The sequence below is a fragment of the Amycolatopsis pittospori genome, from assembly GCF_013870525.1.
GTDB lineage: Bacteria > Actinomycetota > Actinomycetes > Mycobacteriales > Pseudonocardiaceae > Amycolatopsis > Amycolatopsis pittospori.
In genome coordinates, this window is sequence record NZ_JACBXD010000072.1 from 18,279 (window position 1) to 40,095 (window position 21,817).

Annotated in this window: 20 protein-coding genes; 7 read left to right on the forward strand and 13 right to left on the reverse strand. The window is 68.5% G+C overall.

Going from position 1 to position 21,817, the window contains the following annotated elements:
• Position 1 precedes the first annotated feature (1 nt).
• The 8 genes from H5J31_RS30375 to H5J31_RS30410 all read right to left on the reverse strand — a co-directional run bounded on the left by H5J31_RS30375 (position 2) and on the right by H5J31_RS30410 (position 11,590).
• On the reverse strand, positions 2 to 1,354 hold the full coding sequence (locus H5J31_RS30375) for a cytochrome P450 (protein ID WP_181776095.1): 1,353 nt from the start codon (positions 1,352 to 1,354) through the stop codon (positions 2 to 4).
• Positions 1,351 to 2,340, reverse strand: coding sequence for an enediyne biosynthesis protein (locus H5J31_RS30380; protein ID WP_181776096.1), 990 nt, complete (start codon positions 2,338 to 2,340; stop codon positions 1,351 to 1,353). Before H5J31_RS30380 ends, H5J31_RS30375 begins: the two co-directional genes overlap by 4 nt.
• Positions 2,341 to 2,345: 5 nt before the next feature.
• On the reverse strand, positions 2,346 to 4,313 hold the full coding sequence (locus tag H5J31_RS30385) for a CRTAC1 family protein (RefSeq protein WP_181776097.1): 1,968 nt from the start codon (positions 4,311 to 4,313) through the stop codon (positions 2,346 to 2,348).
• Entirely contained in the window at positions 4,310 to 5,287 is a 978-nt protein-coding gene (locus H5J31_RS30390; protein ID WP_181776098.1) for a DUF1702 family protein, read from the reverse strand. Before H5J31_RS30390 ends, H5J31_RS30385 begins: the two co-directional genes overlap by 4 nt.
• 143 nt (positions 5,288 to 5,430) lie before the next feature.
• The gene (locus tag H5J31_RS30395; RefSeq protein WP_181776099.1) at positions 5,431 to 6,333 is read right to left on the reverse strand and encodes a helix-turn-helix domain-containing protein; all 903 of its coding nucleotides are present in this window, start codon (positions 6,331 to 6,333) and stop codon (positions 5,431 to 5,433) included.
• A gap of 133 nt (positions 6,334 to 6,466) precedes the next feature.
• Positions 6,467 to 7,582: a sensor histidine kinase gene (locus tag H5J31_RS30400; protein ID WP_181776100.1), complete on the reverse strand. Its 1,116-nt coding sequence runs from the start codon at positions 7,580 to 7,582 to the stop codon at positions 6,467 to 6,469.
• Positions 7,583 to 7,810: 228 nt separating this feature from the next.
• Positions 7,811 to 9,271 (reverse strand): SagB/ThcOx family dehydrogenase, encoded by a 1,461-nt coding sequence (locus H5J31_RS30405; RefSeq protein WP_181776112.1) that lies wholly within the window; start codon positions 9,269 to 9,271, stop codon positions 7,811 to 7,813.
• Positions 9,272 to 9,313: 42 nt separating this feature from the next.
• On the reverse strand, positions 9,314 to 11,590 hold the full coding sequence (locus tag H5J31_RS30410; RefSeq protein ID WP_181776101.1) for a TOMM precursor leader peptide-binding protein: 2,277 nt from the start codon (positions 11,588 to 11,590) through the stop codon (positions 9,314 to 9,316).
• Between the two features lie 223 nt (positions 11,591 to 11,813).
• On the opposite strand from H5J31_RS30410, the gene H5J31_RS30415 reads away from it, so the two are divergent.
• From H5J31_RS30415 to H5J31_RS30430, 4 genes are all read left to right on the forward strand, one after another.
• Positions 11,814 to 12,653 carry an AfsR/SARP family transcriptional regulator gene (locus H5J31_RS30415; protein WP_181776102.1) on the forward strand — a complete coding sequence of 280 codons (840 nt, stop codon included), beginning with the start codon at positions 11,814 to 11,816 and terminating at the stop codon, positions 12,651 to 12,653.
• A gap of 45 nt (positions 12,654 to 12,698) precedes the next feature.
• Positions 12,699 to 13,385, forward strand: coding sequence for a winged helix-turn-helix transcriptional regulator (locus tag H5J31_RS30420; RefSeq protein ID WP_181776103.1), 687 nt, complete (start codon positions 12,699 to 12,701; stop codon positions 13,383 to 13,385).
• A gap of 180 nt (positions 13,386 to 13,565) precedes the next feature.
• Positions 13,566 to 14,144: a hypothetical protein gene (locus H5J31_RS30425; RefSeq protein ID WP_181776104.1), complete on the forward strand. Its 579-nt coding sequence runs from the start codon at positions 13,566 to 13,568 to the stop codon at positions 14,142 to 14,144.
• Positions 14,141 to 15,475, forward strand: a complete 1,335-nt coding sequence (locus H5J31_RS30430) for a copper resistance CopC/CopD family protein (protein WP_181776105.1) — start codon at positions 14,141 to 14,143, stop codon at positions 15,473 to 15,475. Before H5J31_RS30425 ends, H5J31_RS30430 begins: the two co-directional genes overlap by 4 nt.
• On the opposite strand, the gene H5J31_RS30435 is transcribed toward H5J31_RS30430, so the two are convergent.
• Complete coding sequence (locus tag H5J31_RS30435) at positions 15,476 to 16,084, reverse strand: maleylpyruvate isomerase family mycothiol-dependent enzyme (RefSeq protein WP_181776113.1); 609 nt, start codon at positions 16,082 to 16,084, stop codon at positions 15,476 to 15,478.
• A gap of 305 nt (positions 16,085 to 16,389) precedes the next feature.
• On the opposite strand from H5J31_RS30435, the gene H5J31_RS30440 reads away from it, so the two are divergent.
• A complete protein-coding gene (locus H5J31_RS30440) occupies positions 16,390 to 17,052 on the forward strand; it encodes a M protein (RefSeq protein ID WP_236005479.1) in 663 nt (220 codons plus the stop codon).
• Here the strand turns inward: H5J31_RS30440 and H5J31_RS30445 are convergent.
• Positions 17,049 to 17,411: a YciI family protein gene (locus H5J31_RS30445; RefSeq protein WP_181776107.1), complete on the reverse strand. Its 363-nt coding sequence runs from the start codon at positions 17,409 to 17,411 to the stop codon at positions 17,049 to 17,051. The two genes, H5J31_RS30440 and H5J31_RS30445, sit on opposite strands and share 4 nt — an antisense overlap.
• A gap of 169 nt (positions 17,412 to 17,580) precedes the next feature.
• Here H5J31_RS30445 and H5J31_RS30450 point away from each other — a divergent pair, with 169 nt between their 5' ends.
• Positions 17,581 to 17,862: a metal-sensitive transcriptional regulator gene (locus tag H5J31_RS30450; protein WP_009081418.1), complete on the forward strand. Its 282-nt coding sequence runs from the start codon at positions 17,581 to 17,583 to the stop codon at positions 17,860 to 17,862.
• Here the strand turns inward: H5J31_RS30450 and H5J31_RS30455 are convergent, their stop codons facing one another.
• The 3 genes from H5J31_RS30455 to H5J31_RS30465 are packed head-to-tail and all read right to left on the reverse strand — an operon-like array spanning position 17,863 to position 20,443.
• Positions 17,863 to 20,019, reverse strand: a complete 2,157-nt coding sequence (locus tag H5J31_RS30455; RefSeq protein ID WP_181776114.1) for a heavy metal translocating P-type ATPase — start codon at positions 20,017 to 20,019, stop codon at positions 17,863 to 17,865.
• Between the two features lie 41 nt (positions 20,020 to 20,060).
• Positions 20,061 to 20,240: a hypothetical protein gene (locus H5J31_RS30460; RefSeq protein ID WP_181776108.1), complete on the reverse strand. Its 180-nt coding sequence runs from the start codon at positions 20,238 to 20,240 to the stop codon at positions 20,061 to 20,063.
• Positions 20,237 to 20,443 carry a heavy-metal-associated domain-containing protein gene (locus tag H5J31_RS30465; protein WP_181776109.1) on the reverse strand — a complete coding sequence of 69 codons (207 nt, stop codon included), beginning with the start codon at positions 20,441 to 20,443 and terminating at the stop codon, positions 20,237 to 20,239. Before H5J31_RS30465 ends, H5J31_RS30460 begins: the two co-directional genes overlap by 4 nt.
• Before the next feature lie 96 nt (positions 20,444 to 20,539).
• Here H5J31_RS30465 and cobF point away from each other — a divergent pair, with 96 nt between their 5' ends.
• Positions 20,540 to 21,307, forward strand: coding sequence for a precorrin-6A synthase (deacetylating) (cobF, locus tag H5J31_RS30470; protein ID WP_181776110.1), 768 nt, complete (start codon positions 20,540 to 20,542; stop codon positions 21,305 to 21,307).
• Positions 21,308 to 21,817 lie beyond the last annotated feature (510 nt).

Sequence of the window (21,817 nt, forward strand, 5' to 3'; positions counted from 1 at the left end):
CCTACCTCCTGTTCCTGGTGTGCACGGTCATCGGCAGCCCGCCGCGTACCCGCAGCGAGAGCATCGCCTCGGGAACCACGTCGTAGCCCGGGAGTTTCCGAAGGTCGAGGTCCCGCAGGACCATCGTCAGCACGAAAACGGCCTCCATCACGCCGAGGCTGTTGCCGATGCAGAACCGCGGCCCGGCGCCGAACGGGATGTAGGCGTACCGGGGCCGCCCGCTCGGCCGGTCCGGGTCGAACCGGTCCGGGTCGAACTTCTCCGGCTCCGGCCAGAAGGCCGGATGCCGGTGCAGCGTGTAGGGCACGACGACGACGTCGGAGCCGGCCGGGATGTGGTAGCCGCCGATCTCGTCGTCGGCCTGCGCGACCCGCGGCAGCAGCCACACCGGCGGGTACAGCCGCATGACCTCCTCGACGACCCTTGAGGTGTAAGGCAACCGGTGCAGATCGTCGGCCGTGGGCAGCTGGTCGCCCAGGACCTCGTCCGCCTCGGCGCGCAGTTTCGCCAGGACGTCGGGGTGTTCGTCGAGCAGGTGGAACGCCCAGCCCAGCGTGCTCGCCGTCGTCTCGTGCCCGGCCAGCAGCAGGGTGATCAGCTCGTCGCGCATCTGCTCGCGCGTCCCGTCGGTCGCGATGAGCCGGGACAGGACGTCTTCGCCGTTCTCGACCGGGTTCGCGAACCGCTGCTCGACGAGTTCTTCGGCGATACGGCGAAGGTCGTCCCGGGATTCCCGGAACCGCAACTGCTTCTTCAGCGGAGCCCACTGCGGGACCATGCTCAGCGTCACCGCTTCGAACATCGCCTGGTCCTGCACAGCCTCGAAGGAGTGCCCGAGCGAGGAGAACCCGCCGAGGTCCGCGTCGAGCAGTGTCTTGCCGAGTACGCCGAGGGTCAGCCCGGTCATCTCGTGCAGGATCTCCACCGGACCGTCCGTGTCCCGCAAGCGTTTCACGAGACCTTCGACCTCGTTCGCGACGACCGAGGCCTGCCGCGCGATCCGCTTGGGCTGGAACACCGGCTGGATCGTGCGGCGCTGCTTCTTCCAGACTTCGCCGTCACTGGTGAGCAGCCCGTCGCCGAGTGCCCTTCTGGCCTCCTGGAGGCCGATTCCCTTGTGGTAGTTGGCCGCGTTGTCCGCGAGCACGTGTTTCGCCAGCTCGGGGTGGTTCACCAGGTACATCGTCTTCGGACCGATGGCGATCCGGACGACGTCCCCATGTGCCTCCGCCGAGTCCGACATGAGCGCCAGCCGGTCGGTGAAAAGCTTCTTCAACAGACCGAAGGTCGCTCTGCGCGGCGGCCCGGGGGGCGCGAGACGCGCCCCCCGGGTGGATTCCGCACCGGAGGTCATGCCGCCACGGCCCCGGTTTCTTCGGTTTCCGGCTTCTCGGCCGGCTTCGGCAGGGTGGTGACCTCCGCCGTCTTCGCCTGCTCGGCCTCCCACTTCTCGGTGGCCTTCTTGGAGAAGTGCAGGCCCCACAGGAACATCCCGCGGATCAGGCAGACCAGGGCGGTGGCCAGGAAGAGGCCGTACGCCACGTGGACCACCATGAAGAAGCCGTAGGCGATCGCCACACCCGAACCGAACAGGATCTGCGACGCGGGCTTCGACGGGGTCGTGCCCGGGTCGGTGACCATGTAGTTCGTGTAGAGCACGAACGCCACACCGGTCATCATCCCGAGCGCGCCGGGGATGGCGGTGTCGAACACCAGACCACGGATGATCGCCTGCAGCGCGAAGGTGATCAGCCAGGCGCCGATCAGCCACATCCGCTGGGTCAGCATCGCGTTGAGCACGGTGCCCGAGATCATGATGATGCCGACGATCAGCCAGCCGACCCACGAGTCGACCTGCTCGGTGAAGTGGTAGGGCGGCGCGATGCTCGCCCAGGGGAACACCAGCAGGATGATCGTGATCCCGAAGTTCGACGGGTTCATGTAGTGGCGGAGCCGGCCGCGCACCGGGGCCTGGAGGACCCACTTGGCGCCGACGGCGACCACGACACCGAACATCATGACCAGGACCTGGTCGTTGACGTAGGTCAGCATGTTCAGGGCGAGACCGGTGATGTGCGCCGGGAAGAGGAACTCCACCAGGCCCTTGAAACCGTTGCCGCGGAAGCGAACCGGACGGCCCTGTACCCGGGCGCCGATGATCTCCAGCAGGATTTCCGTGGTGTACGCCGTCGCCAGCGCGATGAACGGATAGGTGTACGGCTGCTCGAAACCGAGCACGGTGTAGCCGATGATGTTGAAGATGGTGATCGAGATCGCGAACCGGCGAAGGGCCGTGATCGTCTTGTTGCTCTTCGGTGCGGTGAGTGTCTGCTCAGCCATGACGGTCACTTCTCCTTAGCCTGAGCGCCGAGCTGGAACGTGTGGCTGCCCGGGGTCAGCTGGACTTCCTGGGTGCGGATAGTCCCGGTCAGGTCGCGCCACTGCAGGCACACCTTCACCGGCCCGGTGACCTTGCCGAGTCCGATCTGGATCTCGTGGCTGCGTTTGCCGGAGTGGCCGCTGCCGCCGTCGACGCGGTCCATGTACTTCTTGCCGTCGGGGGTGATGACGGTGACCTGTGCGCCGATCGCCGCGGTACCCGCCGCCTTCAGCGGACCGTCGGCCGGAGCCTTGTCCTGGAGCAGCTTCAGGTTCAGGTACGAACCGGCGTCCGGGCTGACGTTGCGGTAGAAGATCGGCTGCTCCCACTGGCGGGCCACGGCGAAGTCGAGCTTGCCGTCACCGTCGGAGTCGCCGGTGGCGATACCGCGGGTGGGCACCGGGACCGCGAGACCGAGGCGCGGGGCCAGGTCCGTGTAACGGCCGTCGGCGCTCTTGGCCCAGAAGTGCAGGGTGTGGTCTCCACCGACGTCGTCACCGGCGACCATGTTCGGCCAGAAGTACGGGTGCTTCAGCAGTTCGTCGTTGGACGTCGCCAGTTCCTGCAGCTGCGGCCAGCGGTTGACGTCGCCCTTGACGAAGCCGGTCGCCTGGGTGATCACCGATTCGCCGCTGTTGTTGTAGTCGGCGATCTTGACGTCCCAGCCCCAGCCGGACCACGCGGTGCCGGCCTGTGCGCTGCGGTCGACCCACGGCGCCTCGCCACCCTGCAGACGGCCGCGCAGATCCGCGGTGTCCTTGGCGGTGTTCATGAACTGGAAGTGGCTTTCCTCGATACCCCAGGACGTCGTGATGTTGCTGACGTACAGGTCGTAGAGACCGTCGTGGTCGAGGTCGGCGAAGTCGACGCCCATGCCCTTGAAGGAGTCGTTTCCGAGCACCTTCGACTTCGGCTCGTTCGGTCCGCGGATCCCCTTCACCTCGGCGAAGGAGGTCTTGCCCGCCGTGGACTTGTTGTACAGCAGGCGGTCGTGACCGAAGTCGTTGCCGATGTAGAGCTCCGGCAGGTTGTCGCCGTCGACGTCGGTGGCGCTCGCCGCCAGCGACCAGCCGCCGCGGGCGTCGGCCGGGATCGCCTGGTCGTCGCATTCGAAGGTGACCGAAGGCTTGCCGTTCTGCGTGGTGGCGCCGGTGAACCGGAAGATGTACTTGCCACCCGCGTTGTCGGCGTGCGACATCGACTTGTTCATCTCGACCCCGCCCTCGACGCGGTCGTCGAGCACCGCGCTGTCGGGGAAGTAGTTGCCGATGAAGATGTCCTGGTGGCCGTCGCCGTCGAAGTCACCGACGGTCGCGGCGTTGGTGTTCCACAGTGGACCGGAGTACTCGCCGTTCTTGACGTTGTTGCCCGGCACCAGTTCCACCGGCACGTAGGACTTCGCGGCGAGGTTCGTCGCGGACGGGTTCGCGAGGAACACGATCGGCGTGCGGCCCCAGTAGTAGGCCAGCAGGTCGACCCGGCCGTCCTCGTTGAAGTCACCCGGCACGCAGCCCATCGGGGCGATGTACTTGCCCATCGGCAGCGGCGCGGCGTCGAGCGCGAACGGCGCGTACCGGTCGCCGCCCTTGCCCGGCGTCGGGGTGACGACCACCTGGTCGCTGCGCGGGTCCACGAAGCACAGGTCGTTCGCGAGCTTGTCGCCGTCGAGGTCGTTGACCGCGATCGCGGCACCGACCGAGGAGATCCAGGCACGGATGTGCTCGTACTCCTTGTTCACCGTCCGGATCGACTGGCTCTTCGCCGCCTCCGGCAAGGCGATCGTCAGGGGTTCGAACGCGTACTTCGACGCCATGGTGTCCGCGTCGGCGGTCGAGACCGTGGGCAGCTGGGCCACCACGAACAGTCCCGCCATCAGCAACAGCGCCACGATGCCCGCAAGCTGCTTGCGGAGCCAGCCCAAGGTCGCGGTCATTTACCTGCACCTCCAGAAGTGAGTACCTCGGCGGCGATGCGCTGTCGCCAGGTTTCGAAATGCGGGAGCTCACCGTCGACCACCACAGCCGGGCGAACTTCCTGGGTGATGGCCGCGGCGCGCTCGGCCGGCAGCCCGCAGATCGCCTGGGTGGCGACTTCGGTCTCGGGGATCAGCAGTCCGGCGCGGACCCGGGCCTCGGCGGCGAAAGCGCTGCCCTGGGCCAGGTTTCCGCGATACTCGCCGGCGAACTCGGCGAGTTTCAGCAGTTCGTCGGAGGTGACACCGCACGCGTAGGTCGAGGCCAAGCCGACCCCCGCGTAGAGATCTCCGTGACGCTGCTCGGGGAATCGTGCGATGGCCTCGGTGACCAGATCGACGTCGGTGCCGCAGATGAACCACAGCGCCCGGCCGATGCCCTGGTCGATCGCCCGCAACGAGTAACCGTTGTTGCCGGCGGGCCAGTTGAAGTCCTTGTCCTGGAACTGACCGTCGATGTACTTGGCGGTCTTGAAGTAGGCCTGGTGGAAGCCGTACCCGTCGAGCACCAGCCAGCGCAGCAGCGGGTCGAACTCCTCGGCGGAGGGCCAGCGGAAGCGCGGCAGCCGCGCCATCGCCCAGCCGACGCCGACGTAGATGATGTAGTCGTGCTTCTCACCGGGACCGGCGAGGAAGTCCGCGATATGCCCACGGCCGCCTCCAGGAAGGCCGTCGAGCATTCCGTAGCCCATTCCCGCGCCTTCATAGGCGAAGCCGCGGTATTTGACCGGAATACGCTCCAGCCATTCTTCGGCCTGTTCGGTGTTACGCGCTTCTACCGCGTGCGCGTAGCCGAGGAGGAATTTCTCACCGACCGTCTCCAGCAGTTCTTGAGCGGCTGGGCTCTTCTTGTGGAAACCCCGCTTGTCCAGCGACGTCTCGGAGACGTCCGGTGTGATCATGCGACGTCTTAATGTGCGCCAACCATTGCCCAACGCACTCTCCCCCTAACGGGTGGATTCGAATTCTGCGGACTGCTTAAAGGCTCACATGCGTAGCGATAGGGCAGCTACTCCACGGTTGCGCCCGCGGTTCTCCCGGTTTGCGTAACCGGGAGAACCGGGGAATAGACCTGGGTTCAGGCCACCGCGCGCAGGTAGTCGGGGGCGGGCATGGTCATGCGGTTCCCGGTCGACGTCGGGCCGCCGGCGAGGGTGATCGCCATCGGTGCGTCGGTCGGCTGCGGGCTGCGCATCGGCATCCGCAGGTGGACCCGGCCGTACCGGGTGATGTCGACGCGACCGGGCAGGGTGCCCATGGAGAACGTCGACGCGGCGGTCCCGGCGGCGTGTTCGGCGACCGCGATGACGGTCCACCGGCCTTCGGGCACGTTCTGGATCTCGATGTCCGCCGAAAGGACGTTCGCCCTGCCGCCGAACGCGACCGGACCGCATTGCGGGATCGCCTCGGCGAACAGTCCGATGAGGACACTCGCCGGGCCCGCCCCGCGCGGGGTCTCGACGCGGACGCTGATCGTGCCGGTGCCGGCGTGCAGCGACGCGCACCCCATTCCGGCGCCGTGCAGGGATTCCAGCGACGGCAGCCGCTGGAAATGCGGGGCCAGCGCGACGAGCAGCTCGCCGACCTCGGGGTCGCGGTACTGGGTCGGGGTCATCCCGACCGCACGGGTGAAGCGGCTGGTGAACGTGCCGACACTGCTGTAGCCGACGCTGCACACGATGTCCGACACCGTCAGCGATGTCGTCAGCAGCAGTCGTTTGGCTTCGAAGAGCCGGATCGCGGTGAGGTACCGGCCGGGCGTGACCCCGGTGGCCTTGGTGAAGATCCGCGAGAAGTGGAAGGGGCTGACGAAGACTTCGGACGCCAGGTCGCCCAGCGTGATCGGGTCGAAGTACCTCGCGTGCATCGCTGAGATGGCCTGCAGCACCGCAGGTTGCAAGGGAGACGCCGGCTCGGGGAGCCGACCGGGTTCGATGGCGCCTTTCTCGTTCGCCGCCGTGGCGACTGTTCGTAGCTGCATCAGACCAACCTCGGATTCGCTGTCGCTTTTCCTCTGCTCGTCAGCAAACGCGTCACCGATTTCGGAGCACTCGACACGCGATGGAGGTGTGGCCTACCCAGGCATTATCCTGGCCTGCGCGATCGGCGGACGGTCAGCCGGCGGCGCGTTCCGGCGTCTCGAGCGGGACTCGAGCCGACAGCCGGTGCGTCCCGTCGCGGCGAACGCCCGCTCGCAGATCGCCCCCGCTCGCGCCGACCCGGTAGGCGAGATTCCCGATACCGCAGCCGGACGCCGAAGCGGTCCGCACGGTGACGCCGTCGTTCACCAGCTCCAGCAGGACGGACCCGTCCCGCATACGCACGGTGATCTCGCACCAGGTCGCCTCGCTGTGCCGGAGGATGTTGGTGACGCCCTCGCGCAGCACGGTCGCCAGCGTCGTGCTCGCCGGGCAGGCGAGCGCGGCCGGATCGCAGTCGAGCCGCACGACGATCTCGGCCGCTCGCAGCACGGCGCCCGCCGCCCGGCATTCCTCGGCCAGCGACAGTTCCCGGTAGCCCGCGGCCACCGACCGGACGTCGGCGAGCGCTTTCCGCGACATCACGAGGATCTCCGCCAGCTCCGCTTGAGCCCGCTGGGGTTGTTCGACGATCAGCCGGTTGGTCAGCTCGCTCTTCAACGTGATGGCGCTCAGGCTGAGCCCGAGCAGGTCGTGGGTGTCCCGCGAGAACCGCAGCCGTTCCTCGGTCACCGCCCAGCGGGCGAGCTCACCACGGTCTTCGGCCCAGCGCGCGGCCTGCGTCAGCGCGTGGACGACCAGCCCGACGACGAGCGTCGCGAGCACAGCCGTCGGCACCGCGACGGTGGCCGGGTCGGCGACGAAAGGGTTGGCATAGGCGGCGATCAGCCCCGACAGCGCGACGACCACGCCGACCCCGGCGACGGCCGGGATCCGGTTCAGCGTCAGCAGGAGATTGCCCGCGAGGAAGCCGCTGACCGTCACCCACGCCGGCCCGAACCACAACAACGGCGCGTAGGTCAGTGCCGCCTGGGCGAGCAGATGCGGGACTGCGCGGAGGCCGTCCGGGACGGGCCGGTACAGGAACAGCAGCTGCACGGCGACCACCGCGGCCGCCCAAAGGGCCCCGCCCAGCGCGTCGGGCCAGTGCGCCGCCTCGGCCAGCGGCCGTATCGAAACGAGGATCGCGGTACCGAAGAAGACGAAGCCCACGATCCGGCGCGAAAGCCCGGCCTGGTTCACACTCCGCATGACCACCCCTGATCCCGCAGCTCCCTGGATGCACAAGGTAACCAAGGGAGGCGGGACCGGCGGAAAATGAAAGTGAACCGAGATCGACAGTGTCGCCATCGGCGATCAAGCGAGGGTGAGCGAGGCACCGGCGGACCGCGCTGGGTTACGTTGGTCGTGAGTGGCGATTCGGGTTAGAACACGAATCGCCACTCACGACCACCCCGGCCGATGCCTCACCGGCGGCGATCAAGCAGGCAGGTCGAGCACGCACTCCCCCACGCCCACCTCGGCGGGCCATTCGAGTTTGAGGGCGCGGTCGACCCGGTCCCCGGCGTCGACCGGGACGGCGTGCGCGGCCAGTCCCATCGCGCGGGCGACGAGGTAGAGCGTCTGCTGCAGCGCGCCCACGTGCGCCAGGGTGGTGGCGTACGCGCCGCCGCCGAGCACCGAGGCCATCCGCGGCATCCGCGCGGTCACCGTGATCAGCGCCGAGGGCCGCCGGTGGTTGCCGCCGCCGATCATCGCCATGTCGAGCATGGCGGCGAGGTCGGCCTCGTCGTCGTTGACCAGGCTGAGCCGGTGGTCGAGCGGGTCGTAGTGATAGATCCCGCGGTCGAGCCCGGAGCAGCGGTTGACCGAGACGTACAGCTCGAGCTCGTACAGGCACGCGACGCTGAAGTACGGCCGCTGCGACGCGTTGTGGCTGGTCCCCTTCGGGCCTTGCCCGCTGGGGAAGTGCGCCGGCCCGATCGACCGGATCCGCGCGCCACGGAACAGGAACTCGCCGATCTGCTCGGCGGACAGCACGCCCTCGGTGAATTCGGGGCAGGTGTGGTCGTTCTCCAGCAACGCCGTCAGCGTGGGATCGGTCTCCGCGCGGGCGTCGAGATCCGGCCGGTACAACGCGTAGACCGGTCCTTCGCCGGTGGCCGCCTTGACCACCGGCGGCTTCCCCAGCCCGGGCAGATCGGCCGGACCACCGGGGCGCCAGGTCCGGCTCGTGGTGTGGAACAGCAGTTCGTCCGGGGACCACAGACCGAGTTCGGGATCCTCGTCCTCGGCGAACCCGCCGTGCTCCCCGGCCAGCTGGACGACGCCCGCCGCGACGAGATAGGACACGATCGCGCCGACGACGGCGATCTCGATCCCCGTGGTGGCGGCGATCTCGCCCACCGACTTCGCCGTCGCCAGCGTCGCGGCGACGTGGACCGCCCACGGCTGGTACAGCACGACGCGGTAGCGCGCGGACGGCGACTCCAGTCCCATCCCGTAGGCGTCGGAGCGCAGGGAACAGAAGCGGGACAACCGGATCGGCCGCGCCGCCGGGATCGCCTCCGGCGCGAACACCGGCGCCAGCGCAACCGGGATCACCGACAGCAGCGGACCCCGTCCGTCGGCGAGCCCGAGCGAACGCACCACGGAGCCGCCGAGCTCCTTGAGCGCCTGGCGCAACGCGTCGGCGCCGTCGGCCGTCCAGCTCAGTTCGCCTTCGAGGTCGGGCTCCCGCTCGACCGGCTCCCACGACGACGTCACGTTGGCGAGCGAGATCGGGCCCAAGGCCATCCGCCGCAACGATTCCCGGACCAACGGCTCCGCGTGGTCGAAGTCGTACTCTCCCCAGCGCGTGACGACCACCAGTGAGCCGTCCTCACCGATTTCGACAAGGCTGTCGTCGGTGAGCGACCACAGGGGGATCGTCTCGGCCACGCCGCCGGGGGGATCAGTCCTCAACTGTTGCTCCAGCCGGATCTACAAGAACATGGGGAAGGGGTTCAGCCGGTCGTAGGGAGTCGGTTCGGCGAGCCTGCCGAGCCGCACGGGGACGTCGAACAGCCGGCCGGGGGCGAAGCGGCTCCAGAACGGGCGCAGCCCCGGGACGACCACCCGGACCACCGGAAGGTCGATGTCGGGCCTGGTCTGATCCAGCACCAGCGTCTCCATCCCCAGCGCGGAAAGCTTGCGTACCAGTGATTCCACGTCGTCCCGGACGTCGGACCGCCGGACGAACTTGAAATCCGCGGCCCGTTTCGCCGACCGCCCGGGCGCCGGCAGCAGATACGGCTGATTCGCGACCGTAGCGTGCCGGAGCCACTGCGCCGCATCGGGATCGTCGAGTTCGACGTCGTTCGCGAGCACCGCCGGGATCATCTGGTTGAGCTCGCTGACCGCCCTCCGCAGCGCCGTCCTGGGATCCAGGTGGGCGCCGAAACCCATCATGACGTTCTCGCGGGGCCCGGCGATACTCCTCGACAGCGCGACCATCACCGGGATACCGAGATCCGCCGTCAGATCGAGGACCCACAGTTCGCGGCCGGCCCGCGCGTACTGGCCCACCATCTCCACGGCCCACGGGTCGTCGAACGACGCGATGTCGACGCCGGGCACCGGAAGCCGGTTGTACCACCACATCGCGACGGCGTCGCGTTCGACGAGTTCGAGCAGTCCTTGCAGGATCGCGTCTTCGATACTGCTGCCGGCCGCGCAGCCGTTGGAGTCGGCGCGCATCCCGGTGATCCCGCATTCCAGCGGCACGCCGTAGTAGAGGTACGCCGTCGGCATCAGCTTGCGGCGCTGCTTCGACAGCGACCACAACGGCGTCCAGTCGACGGCGGCCTTCTCGTCGAACCGCTCCGGGACATGTTGGAAGATCGCGTGTTTCGCGTTCCACTCGTCCCGGCCGGCGTACTGGCGTTCGTCGAAGAGCATGCACGTGTTCGGGTGGACGGCGTCGTCGCCGAGCGCGCGGAAGGTGTCGCGGATCCGCAGTTCGTCGCCCTGGTAGTTCGCGGAGAACCGTTCGATCGCCTCGCACAGCGCGCCGACCTCGGCGTCGAGCGGGCTCGCACCCTTGCCGCCGTTGTCCCCGCGCAACCCGGCCTGCAGTCCCGCTTCACCGCGCACGCGGCGCGCGACGTTGAGCCCGGAGCGGTAGGCGTTCACGAACGCCGGCGCCCTCGGGTCGCGGGCGATCTCCTTGATGATGCCGGTGACCGGGCTGACGAGGTGACCGTAGCGGTCGAGCACCTCGACCGGGGTGAGCGTGCGGTGCCCGCCGCCGCCCGACGTCGCCTTCTTGGCCTCCTGCAACACGACCGGCTCGGCCGTCCGCGCGGCGACGATCCCCTCGTCGCCGCAGTCCGGGCACTGCGGCCGCCGCCGCAGTTCGTGCAACCGCCCCTGCAGATCGAGGGTGTCGAGGATCCACACACACTGCTGACCCGGATACCGGTGTCCCGCAAGCCATTTCGACGCTTCGAGGGCGATCAGATGCGACGCGGCGGCGGTCAGCGGCGGCACGGCGGGCATCGGGAACGACGCCGGACCGTCGTGCCCGAGCACCTCCTGCACGCAGGCCTCCGCGTGCCGGTGCCCCCACAGCCGGTTGGTCAGGCAGTTCCAGCACCCGGACCGGCCGGGCTGCATGATCGGGCCGATCCACACCTGCGAGCCCGACGGGCGCGCCAGCAGCCACGGCCGTCCGGTGCGCCGGTGTTCCGCGTCGACCTCGGCCAGCCGCGGGTCCAGGTAGTCGTCGCACAGCACGATGGCGAGTTCCTCGGCCGTGTCGACGACCTCGATACCGCCCGCGGTGAGCGCGTTCGCCACCTGCGAGGTGTCGACGCCGCGGCCGATCGCGGTCAGGCTCGCCGTCGCCGGCTTCGGCCGGGAAGCCACCGTCGACGCGTCGAGCCCGCAGGCGTCCCAGTACGCGAGCGCGCGCTCGTCCACGCTGAGTTCGTCCGGCACACGCAAGGTGACCAGACCCGCCTCGACCAGCCGGGCCAGCACACCGGTGACCTGCTCCGCGCTCATCCCGTCCGGGCAGGCGGACAGCAGTCCGTCGAGGTCACGGGTGCCGTCGAGGAGTGCCGCCACCGAGGCGACCTGCGCGCCACGCATCGCGATGACCCCCTGCTCCGAGAACAGGTAGGCGCCGTTGCCCTCACTGATCTCCGCCCGCAGATGCCGTTTGAATCCCAGACCGCCGCTGATCGAGCCGGACCCGTTCGACACTGCCTCGCGCATGGGAACCCCCGTAGGTCGGTGCGGTCTCCGAATCCTGCTGCGCGCGGGCGTGCACCGGCTAGTGCGTGTTTCACGGGTCGGACATGAAAAACCCATGTTTTTCCGGGACGCACGCACGCGGCGTCTGGTGGACGGCTCACTGGCCCCTGACGGTGCCGCTCTGTCACTGTCGACGTACTGGGAAAACGGGACACGACGCGTATCGAGCTGGAGGGCGCTTGCGATGTATGCCGGATCACGAGTATCGGACACGCACCACGGCTCGGCACCCAACCCGAATCCGGACCTGTCCGCAAGCCCTGTCCGCTTCACCCTGCTCGGCCCGCTCGAACTCACGCGGGACGGGATCGACTACGCGCCGACAACACCGAAGCTCCTTCAGGTGCTCGCGATGCTGGTGATGAGCCCGGGGAAGATCGTGCACATCGACACGATCGTGCAGGAGCTGTGGGCCAACGACCCGCCGCGCAGCGTCCGGACCACGATGCACACCTACGTCTATCAGCTGCGGCGGTGCATCGACGAGAACGACCTCGCCCCGTACGGCGAGACCATGCTGGCGACGAAACCGCCGGGCTACGTGTTCCGGATCGCCCCGGAGCAGGTGGACGTCTTCGAGTTCCAGACGCTGCAGAAGCGGGGCCGGGAGCTGCAGTTGCGGGGCGAGCACGCCGAGGCGGCGAAGTCCTTCCGCGCCGCGCTCGATCTGTGGTCCGGCCCGCCGCTGGCGAACGTCCACTGTGGACCGGTGCTGTCGGCGTACGCGGTCGACCTCGTCGAACAGCGCCGCAGCACCCTGCATCTGCGCATCGAGGCGGACATCTCGGCCGGGATGCGGCACGAGCTGATCGGCGAACTGCGCTCCCTGGTGACGGCGAACCCGCTGGACGAGGCCCTGCACGGCCAGCTGATCCGGGTGCTCGGGCGCAGCGGACGGCGATCCGACGCGCTCGCGACCTACCGCCAGGTGCGGGCGAGGCTCAACAATGAACTGGGCGTGGAACCCTGCGACGAACTCCAGGTCCTGCATCACGACCTGCTCTCCGAGGGTGAGCCCGCTTGAGAAACGCAGTCCCCGCCGGCGGAACGAAAGTGAGGATCGACGCAGATGAGCAGTCGCACCTATGGACAGTTCTGTGGTCTCGCCCGCGCACTGGAGATCATCGGCGAGCGCTGGTCACTGCTCATCGTCCGTGACCTCGTCCTCGGCCCGAAACGCTTCACCGAACTGCAGGCCGGGTTGCCCAAGATCCCGGCGAGCACGCTGTCCGCGCGGCTCAACGAACTCGAGCAGTCCGGCGTGCTCCGCCGCCGTCTGCTCCCCCAGCTCGACGCCGCGGTGGTCTACGAACTCACCGAATACGGCGCCGAACTCGACCAGATCGTGCTCGACCTCGGCCTCTGGGGCGCGCGGTCGCTCGGACGGCCCGCCCCGGAAGACGTGTTCACGCTCGACGCGGCGATCCTTTCGCTGTACACGACCTTCCAGAGCGAGAAGGCCAAGGGCATCCACGCCACCTACGAACTGCACTATCCCGGGAACATGGTCCTGCACGCGATCATCGAGGACGGCGCCCTCAAGGTCGCGGACGGCGCGCATCCCGGCGCGGACGCGACGATCGAACCGCTGGGACCGTTCATCAAGGACCTCCTGAGCGGGGAACTCACCGCCGCCGACGCGCTGCGGACCGGCAAGGTCCGGATCGAAGGCGCCTCGGAGTACCTGGAGCTCTTCACCGAGCTCTTCCACATCCCGGCCGCCCCGCGGCCGTCACCCGGAATTGTCATTCGCTGACCGAGTGACGGCGTTTATCGTTACCCACGGTGTTTTTACCTGGGCCATTCGTTGTCAAGACCGGCCGAATGGCGTAATTCCGCAGGTCAGCTCAGCAATCCGGAGTAACGAAAACCGCCGGTACGCGAGATATCGTCAGTATCCGTCACCGGTCGGACTTTTCGCCCTAGGAGCCCCTTCATGGCCGCACTCGATTCGGCACGTCCAGGCCTACTCGCCTCGCTCAATGGGAAATACCACCGCGCGGCGCTCAACGTCTTCGCGCTCATCGTGGTGGCCCACTGGGCGGAACACCTCGTGCAGGCGTTCCAGATCTACGTCCTCGGCTGGAAGACGCCGGATGCCCGCGGCGTGCTCGGCATCCCCTTCCCGAAGCTGATCAGCTCCGAATGGCTGCACTACGGCTACGCCATCGTCATGCTGATCGCGCTGTTCGCCCTGCGGAAGGGTTTCGCCGGCCGCTCGCGGCAATGGTGGAACCTCGCGCTCGGCCTGCAGTTCTGGCACCACATCGAGCATCTGCTCCTGCTGATCCAGGCGCAGACCGGCTGGCGCCTCGGCGGCGGCACCGCGCCGAGCAGCATCATCCAGCTGTTCATCCCGCGGGTGGAGCTGCACCTGTTCTACAACACGATCGTCACCATCCCGATGATCATCGCGATGCTCGTGCACCGGAAGGCCTCCGCCGTCGAACGGCAGCTCACGGGCTGCACGTGCTCACCCGAAAGCCGGCGTGAGCTGGCGACCACGGCGTCGTGACCAGGAGACTCTTCGCGCTCCTGGCCCTCGTGGCGGCGTGGTTCGGGGTCGCGGTACTCGCCGCGGCCCCGGCCTCGGCCCACGTCGAACTGCTCTCCTCGAACCCCGTCGACGGCGCCCGGCTCACCTCGGCGCCCGCCCAGGTCTCGATCACCCTTTCGGAGAACATCGGCATCCAGCCGAACTCCATCAAGGTCGTCGACCAGCAGGGCACGAACGTCGTCTCCGGACCGGTGTTCCAACCCGGCGACGTCGCCGAAGAGGTCGCCATCAAGCTGGAGCCCGATCTCCCCGACGGCAGTTACCTCGTCGAGTACGCGTTCGTCTCGACCGACTCGCATCCGGTGCGCGGCACGATCGCGTTCGTCATCGGCACCGGTCCCCTGATCACCTCCGCGGGCGCGGTGTCCGCGTCGACCGGCACGGATCCGGTGACCGACGCGCTGTTCACGACATTCCGCTGGGGCTCCTTCCTCGGCGTCGCACTCCTCGGCGGACTGGTGTTCCTCCTGGTCTGCCGCCCCGGCGGCCGGACCGACCCCGCCGCACGGAAGCTGATCACCACCGGCGTGTGGCTCTCCGCCGTCACGGCCGTGGCCGGGTTCCTGTTGCAAGGACCGTACGTCGCGGGCCGAGGCGCCGAAGCGGTCTTCGACGCCGCGCTGATCGAGGCCACGCTCCGGGTCGCATACGGGAAACTGCTGCTCCTGCGCCTCGTCGCGATCGTCGCCCTCGCCTTCATCGCGCGGCGGCTGCTGGCCGGTGACCTGCCGGAACGACTGCGCTCGCGCTACGAGAACCTCGGCATGGCCGCCGGGTTCATCGTAATGCTGAGCTTCTCCGCGACCGGGCACGCGGTGGCCGACAAGATCATGTTCCTCTCGGTCAGCGCCGACCTCGCGCATTTCGGCGCGATGGCCGTCTGGGTGGGCGGGCTGATCCAGCTCGCCGTCCTCCTGCGCGGCAGGTACTCGGCGGAGGAGGCAGAGCCGGCGCTGGCGCGGTTCCACCCGATCGCCACCTGGTCGATCGTGGTCATGGTGGTCAGCGGCGCCTACCTGGGCTTCCGGCTCGTCCCGTCGGTGGAGGCGCTCTGGACGTCGGCCTACGGCATCGTCTTCCTGCTGAAGCTGACCGGGTTCGCCGCGTTGCTGCTGGTGGCGAACATGAGCCGCAACGCGGTGCGCCGCGGCGTCCCGGGCCGCGGCGGCACCGGCGTGGTGACCGCCGACCTGCGGAAACTACGGATCAGCGTCGGGGTCGAGGTGCTGATCGTGGCCGTGGTGCTCGCCCTGGCCGCGGCGCTGTCCTCGATGTCCCCGGCAGGCTGATCAGCGCTCGACCGCCTTGTCCGGCGGGGTGAACGGCCCCCAGGTGAAGGCCCGGAGCCACGGCTCGGGATCGCCCAGCCAGTCCAAGGCGGTGATTTGAGCCGGGCTCCGGCGCCCGGCGAGCGATCGGTAGAGGTCCCCGGGCGGTCCCGAGAGCACCGCGGCGACCGGTTCGGTGCCGGCGATCCAGGTCGCACCCTCGGTCTCGATCCGCATTCCGGGCAGTCCGTGCCTGGTCAGCGAGGCGCCGAGGCCGCTGACGAGCACTTCGAACCCCCGCAGCCAGCCCGCGTGCGCCCCCGGCAAGGGCTCGCCGAGCGCGTAGCGGAGATCCAGTTCGTGGGTGAAGGCGTCCATCACCATGATGTCGCCCCGGCTCTTGCCGTCCCCGTCCGCGGCGAGCAACGTGTCGGCCTCAGGGCCGCGCTCGTTCCAGAGCCGCAGCAATTCGACGACCGAAGCGGTCTCCGGAACCGGACAGGGTTCTCCCCCGAATCGGGTGATGACCCGATCGCAGATTTCGGCCAGATGCGCGAGCAGATCCCGGACAGTCCACTGTGGACAGGCTGGGACGATCCGCTCGCCCGCCGCCGAGTGATCGGTGAGCAGGATCGTGATGTTCTCTCTGACCTGCCGATACCCGTCGGCCGCGGTCGCCGTATTCCAGCCAGGGACCCGAATTCGGCTGCTCGTCACGCGGCCACCTCCAGTAGGGGTAAAGCGATGGTCGTCCATTCTCCCACCACTTCGATGTTCACCCTTCTCACCGCTTGCGCCGGACCGTTCGGCGCAAGATCACCCACCCGTGACGCGTGTCGTTGCGGCTTCAGGCACACTGGGTGGAGAAAGGCCCGTGTGGCAAGGAAAATCGCCCACCGGTGACGGATCGACCACTGTGGAGGTGACTAATGGAAATGCCCGGCTTCGATCTGGCGTGGCGAGGGTTCAATCGCGCACAGGTCCGGGAATTCGTTCGAGAGGTGGAAACCGAGCTGAGGCGCGCGGCCGCCGAACGCGACGAGGCGATCCGCCGCGGTGAAGCTCTCGCCGCCGAACTCACCGCCGCGAAAGAGGAGAACCGCGAACTGAAGGCGAGCGTCGACCGGATAAGCCGGGTGCCGATCGCACCCGACGCACTGCAGGAGCGGTCGCGCCGGATGCTCGAACTCACTCGCGAAGAAGCCGACGACATCATCGCGCGAGCCACCGAAGAGGCCACCAAGGCCGAGGCGGAGCGCAAGAAGGTCACCGAAGACTTCGAACGCGCCATGACGCTGCGCCGGGCCGACGCCATGCGCGCGCTCGCCGCACAGGACGAAGCCGCGCAAACACGCGCCCGGAGACTGCTCGACGACGCCGCCGAAGAGGGCGAACGTCTGGTCTCCGACGCGCGACAGAAGGCCGATGTGGCCCTCCGCCTGCGTGATGACGTGCTGAAACAGCTGGTCGGCGCCCGCGAACTACTCGCGGAGGCCGGTACGGTCCTGACGATCACCGACGAACCGAAACCGGAAGTGCCCGTTCAGCGCCGGAGCAGGCCCGAAGCCCGCGCCGGCACCGAAGCGGCCGCCACCTAGGCGTTGTCGCCCGAGGAATAGACCACCGGCCGGACCTCCATCGCGTTGATATGCGCGTCCGGGATCTGGCCCGCGATCTCGATCGCACGCTCCTTGCTGTCGCATTCCACCAGGTAGAAGCCCGCGAGGTACTCCTTCGACTCCGCGAACGGCCCGTCGGTGACGACGGGGACGCCGTCACGCACCCGGACCACCGTGCTGTCCTTCGGTTCGCCCAGCGCCTGCGTCCCGAGCAGCTCCCCGCTCTCGGAGAGCTGCTTCATGAAAGGGTCGATCCGGCCCATCACCTCGTTGCGCTCCGCCTCGGGGAGGGCGTCCCACGCGGTGGGGTTCATGGTGATCATGATCATGTACTTCATCGGTGTTCCTCCTGGTCATCCGGCCGGTACCCGGCCGCTCACGTAGTGGTCGGAGCCCCTGGACCGTCCTCGACATCCTGGCAGCGTTCTTTTCCGGCCGTCAGGTACGGATACGTGGGGAGGGTATAGTGGACGGCGGCGGGGAACGACGAGGAGAACGGGTGCGGCGATGACGGGCTACGGCAGCGAGCGGGAGGCCTATCTCAAGCGCCTGCGCCGGATCGAGGGGCAGATCCGCGGTCTTCAGCGGATGGTGGAAGAGGACAAGTACTGCATCGACATCCTGACCCAGGTGTCCGCGGCCACGAAGGCGCTGCAGTCGTTCTCCCTCGAACTGCTGGACGAACACCTCGCCACCTGCGTGGTCCAGGCCGCCGCCGCGGGCGGTGAAGAAGCCGACCTGAAGGTCCGGGAAGCCTCGGACGCGATCGCCCGGCTCGTCCGGTCCTGATCAGGCGACGCCGCGGAACCCTCGCAGCCGCAGGCTGTTGGAGACCACGAAAACCGAGGAGAACGCCATCGCGGCCCCGGCGATCATGGGGTTGAGCAGGCCGAGCGCGGCCAGCGGCAGCGCGGCGACGTTGTAGGCGAACGCCCAGAACAGATTGCCCTTGATCGTGCCGAGCGTGCGGCGCGAGAGACGGATGGCGTCGACGGCCGCGCGCAGGTCTCCGCGCACCAGTGTCAGGTCACCGGCCTCGATCGCGGCGTCCGTCCCGGTGCCCATCGACAGTCCGAGGTCGGCCTGCGCGAGCGCGGCCGCGTCGTTGACGCCGTCGCCGACCATGGCGACCACCCGGCCTTCCGCCTGCAGCCGCTTGACGACGTCGACCTTGCCGGCGGGCAGCACCTCGGCGACGACCTCGTCGATCCCCACCTCGGCGGCGACCGCTTTCGCCGAGCCGGCGTTGTCTCCGGTCAGCAGGACGGGCCGGAGCCCGAGCGCCCGCAGTTCCTTCACGGCCTGCTTCGACGTCGGCTTGACCGTGTCCGCCACGACGAGCACACCACGTGCCTCCCCGTCCCACGCGACCACAACGGCCGTCGCGCCACGTTCCTCGGCAGCAGCCTTGACCTGCGCGAACTCGTCGCCGAGGGTGATGCCGTGCCGGTCGAGCAGGGCGGTGCGCCCGGCCAGGACGGTCTTGCCCTCGACCTCGCCGACGACACCCAGGCCCTCGACGGTGCGGAAACCCACGACCGGCGGCAACGCGCCCAGCCGTTCTTCGGCGGCACCGGCGATCGCGCGGGCGATCGGATGCTCGGACGCGTGCTCGACGGCCGCGGCCAGCCGGAGCACCTCGGCTTCACCGTGCACATCCGTGAGGCTCATTTTTCCGGCGGTCACCGTGCCGGTCTTGTCCAGGACGACGGTGTCTGCCTTCCGAGTGGATTCGAGCACCTCGGGCCCCTTGATCAGGATGCCCAGTTGCGCGCCGCGGCCGGTGCCGACCAGCAGCGCCGTCGGCGTGGCCAGGCCCAGCGCGCACGGGCAGGCGATGATCAGGACCGCGACGGCGGCGGTGAAGGCGGCATCCGCCCCGCCTCCGGCACCGAGCCAGAAGCCGAGCGTGCCGACCGCGAGCGCGATCACCACCGGGACGAAGACGGCCGACACCCGGTCCGCGAGCCGCTGGACCTGGGCCTTGCCAGTCTGCGCGTCTTCGACCAGCCGGGCCATCTGCGCCAGCTGGGTGTCGGCGCCGATCCGGGTGGCGCGGACGACGAGCCTGCCGCCCGCGTTGACCGTCCCGCCGACGACGGCGTCACCGGTGGTCACCTCGACCGGGACGCTTTCACCCGTCAGCATGCTCAGGTCGACCGCCGACCCACCGTCGATCACGACGCCGTCGGTGGCGATCTTCTCCCCTGGCCGCACGACGAACTCGTCACCGGTCTTCAGGTCGCCGATCGGGACGCGTTTCTCGGCACCGTCTTCGAGGACTGCGACGTCCTTCGCTCCCAGTTCGAGCAGTGCACGCAGGGCCGCGCCGGAGCGGCGCTTGGACCGGGCTTCGAAGTAGCGGCCGGCGAGGAGGAACGTGGTCACCCCGGCGGCGACCTCGAGGTAGAGGTTGCCCGCGCCGGACCCGCGTTCCATGGTCCATACGAAACCGTGCCGCATGCCGGGTACCCCGGCGGTGCCGAACAGCAACGCGTAGAGCGACCAGAGCGCGGCGGCCGCGACGCCGAGTGAGATGAGGGTGTCCATCGTGGCCGCACCGTGGCGGAGGTTCGTCCAGGTGGCACGGTGGAACGGCCACGCACCCCAGGTGACGACGGGGGCGGCCAAGACCAGCGACACCCACTGCCAGTAGGTGAACTGCCAGGCCGGGACCATCGCCAGCACGATCACCGGCACCGCGAGCACGGCCGAGACCAGAAGTCGCCGCCGAAGTCCGTCGGTGTCGTCGGTTCGTGGTTCGTCCGGCTTGGGCTGTTGAGCGGTGTACCCGGCGGACTCGACGACGCCGACGAGGTCGTCGACCGACAGCGCGCCCGGGAAGTCGACCTGCGCCTTCTCGGTGGCGTAATTGACCGTGGCGGAGACGCCGTCGACCTTGTTCAGCTTGCGCTCGACGCGCGCCGCACAGGACGCGCAGGTCATGCCGCCGATGACGAGCTCGACGCGCTGCGAGGTCTCGACGCTCACGGCGTACCTCCCGTGTGCCCCTCGTGATGTCCTTCGTGCACGCTGGTCGGCACCGACGGTGGTGGCGGCGGTGGCTCCTCGTCGAGGGGCCCGACCGCGGACCCGATCGTCCAGGCGACGGCGAACACCGCGACCAGGGCCGCGGCGAACGCCGACACCTTGACGGGCGTACTCACGAGACGAGCTGGTAACCGGCCTCGGTGACGGCGGCGTCCACAGTTTGGACGTCGAGCGCGGCATCGCTCGTGACGGTTACCTTGCCACTGGCCACGTCCACGTTCACGGCGCTGACGCCCGCGATACCGCCGACCTCCTCGGTGACCGAGGCGGCGCAGTGCCCGCACGACATGCCCTTGACGGTGTAGGTGGTTTCGGCCATCGGTGCGAACTCCTCTACAGGACAAACGAAGCGATCACTTCCTTTATACCCCATGGGGGTAGGGGTGTGCACCGAGGGGGCGGGCACACTGCGGCGATGAGGAAGATCTCCGCCATCGGCATCGGCGCCGGCGACCCCGAGCACCTGACCGTCCAGGCCATCCGGCGGCTCAACGAGACCGATGTCTTCTTCGTCCTCGACAAGGGTTCAGAGAAGCAGGACCTGGTGGGTCTACGCCAGGAGATCCTCGACCGCTTCGTCGAACGGCCCGGCTACCGCGTCGTACGGGCGCAGGACCCCGAACGCGACCGTACTCCGGATGACTACCGGAAGGCCGTCGCGGACTGGCACCGCCTCCGCACCGACGTCTACGAGAACATGATCCGCTCCCTGGGTCCCGATGAGCGGGGCGCGTTCCTCGTCTGGGGAGACCCGGCGCTGTACGACTCGACCCTGACCCTGCTGGACGCGGTGCTCGACCGCGGGAACGTGGAGTTCGAGTACGAGGTCGTCCCGGGTGTCAGCAGCGTGGCCGCGCTGACGTCCCGCCACCGGACCACCATGAACCAGATCGGCCGCCCCGTCCTCATCACCACCGGCCGCCGCCTCGAAACCGGCTGGCCCGCGGACGTCGACGACGTCTTCGTGATGCTGGACGCGGGATGCACGTTCTCGCGCTTCGCGGACACGGGCCTGGAGATCTACTGGGGTGCCTACCTCGGCACACCCGACGAGCTCCTGCTCTCGGGCCCGCTCTCCTCCGCTCTCGCTTCGGAGATCCAGTCGGTTCGCACCGCGGCCCGGTCCCGAAAGGGCTGGATCATGGACATCTACCACCTACGCCGCCCCAGCGACCGCAGTTAGTCGACTACTTGCGCCGGCTCCCGGGGTCGCGCGGCTCACTGCGCTCCGGCCCGCTCCGCTGGGTCTTCGCTGGCCGGGGTCTTCGCTGGCGTGGGGGTCGTGAGTGTTTTGGGTCGTTAGAGCGACCCTTTTCACTCACGAGCTCTGTGTGGTGGCGGGTTGGTCGTGAGTGGCGTTTCGGGTTCTAACCCGCAACGCCACTCACGACCTCCTGCGTCGCTGAGCCCTGCATGGGGGGTGCCGGGGTGCGGGTGGGCCGTGACTCGTGTGCTTAGGCGTGTATGTCGCGTGCTCAGGGACGTGTCTCGCGTGATCGGGTGGACGGGCACGCGTGATGGAGTGGACGGCGCGCGTGATCAGGTGGACGGCATTGTGCCGTCCGTGTGATCACGGGTGTTCGCCGTTCAAGCACGGGTGTGTCGGGGTGTAGGTATGAGAAAAGGGCCCGGGCTCCGGGAGAACTCGTGGTTCTCGACCGGGGCTCGGGCCCTTTTCTTTTTCTTCTTTAAT

Excerpts from the sequence above, each read along its gene's own strand:
- H5J31_RS30400 (WP_181776100.1), bottom strand. The coding sequence starts at position 7,582 with ATGCGGAGTGTGAACCAGGCCGGGCTTTCGCGCCGGATCGTGGGCTTC.
- H5J31_RS30445 (WP_181776107.1), bottom strand. The coding sequence starts at position 17,411 with ATGAAGTACATGATCATGATCACCATGAACCCCACCGCGTGGGACGCC.
- cobF (WP_181776110.1), top strand. The coding sequence starts at position 20,540 with ATGAGGAAGATCTCCGCCATCGGCATCGGCGCCGGCGACCCCGAGCAC.
- H5J31_RS30450 (WP_009081418.1), top strand. The coding sequence starts at position 17,581 with ATGACGGGCTACGGCAGCGAGCGGGAGGCCTATCTCAAGCGCCTGCGC.
- H5J31_RS30410 (WP_181776101.1), bottom strand. The coding sequence starts at position 11,590 with ATGCGCGAGGCAGTGTCGAACGGGTCCGGCTCGATCAGCGGCGGTCTG.
- H5J31_RS30415 (WP_181776102.1), top strand. The coding sequence starts at position 11,814 with ATGTATGCCGGATCACGAGTATCGGACACGCACCACGGCTCGGCACCC.
- H5J31_RS30425 (WP_181776104.1), top strand. The coding sequence starts at position 13,566 with ATGGCCGCACTCGATTCGGCACGTCCAGGCCTACTCGCCTCGCTCAAT.
- H5J31_RS30385 (WP_181776097.1), bottom strand. The coding sequence starts at position 4,313 with ATGACCGCGACCTTGGGCTGGCTCCGCAAGCAGCTTGCGGGCATCGTG.
- H5J31_RS30440 (WP_236005479.1), top strand. The coding sequence starts at position 16,390 with ATGCCCGGCTTCGATCTGGCGTGGCGAGGGTTCAATCGCGCACAGGTC.
- H5J31_RS30395 (WP_181776099.1), bottom strand. The coding sequence starts at position 6,333 with ATGCAGCTACGAACAGTCGCCACGGCGGCGAACGAGAAAGGCGCCATC.
- H5J31_RS30420 (WP_181776103.1), top strand. The coding sequence starts at position 12,699 with ATGAGCAGTCGCACCTATGGACAGTTCTGTGGTCTCGCCCGCGCACTG.
- H5J31_RS30465 (WP_181776109.1), bottom strand. The coding sequence starts at position 20,443 with ATGGCCGAAACCACCTACACCGTCAAGGGCATGTCGTGCGGGCACTGC.
- H5J31_RS30455 (WP_181776114.1), bottom strand. The coding sequence starts at position 20,019 with ATGACCTGCGCGTCCTGTGCGGCGCGCGTCGAGCGCAAGCTGAACAAG.
- H5J31_RS30375 (WP_181776095.1), bottom strand. The coding sequence starts at position 1,354 with ATGACCTCCGGTGCGGAATCCACCCGGGGGGCGCGTCTCGCGCCCCCC.
- H5J31_RS30380 (WP_181776096.1), bottom strand. The coding sequence starts at position 2,340 with ATGGCTGAGCAGACACTCACCGCACCGAAGAGCAACAAGACGATCACG.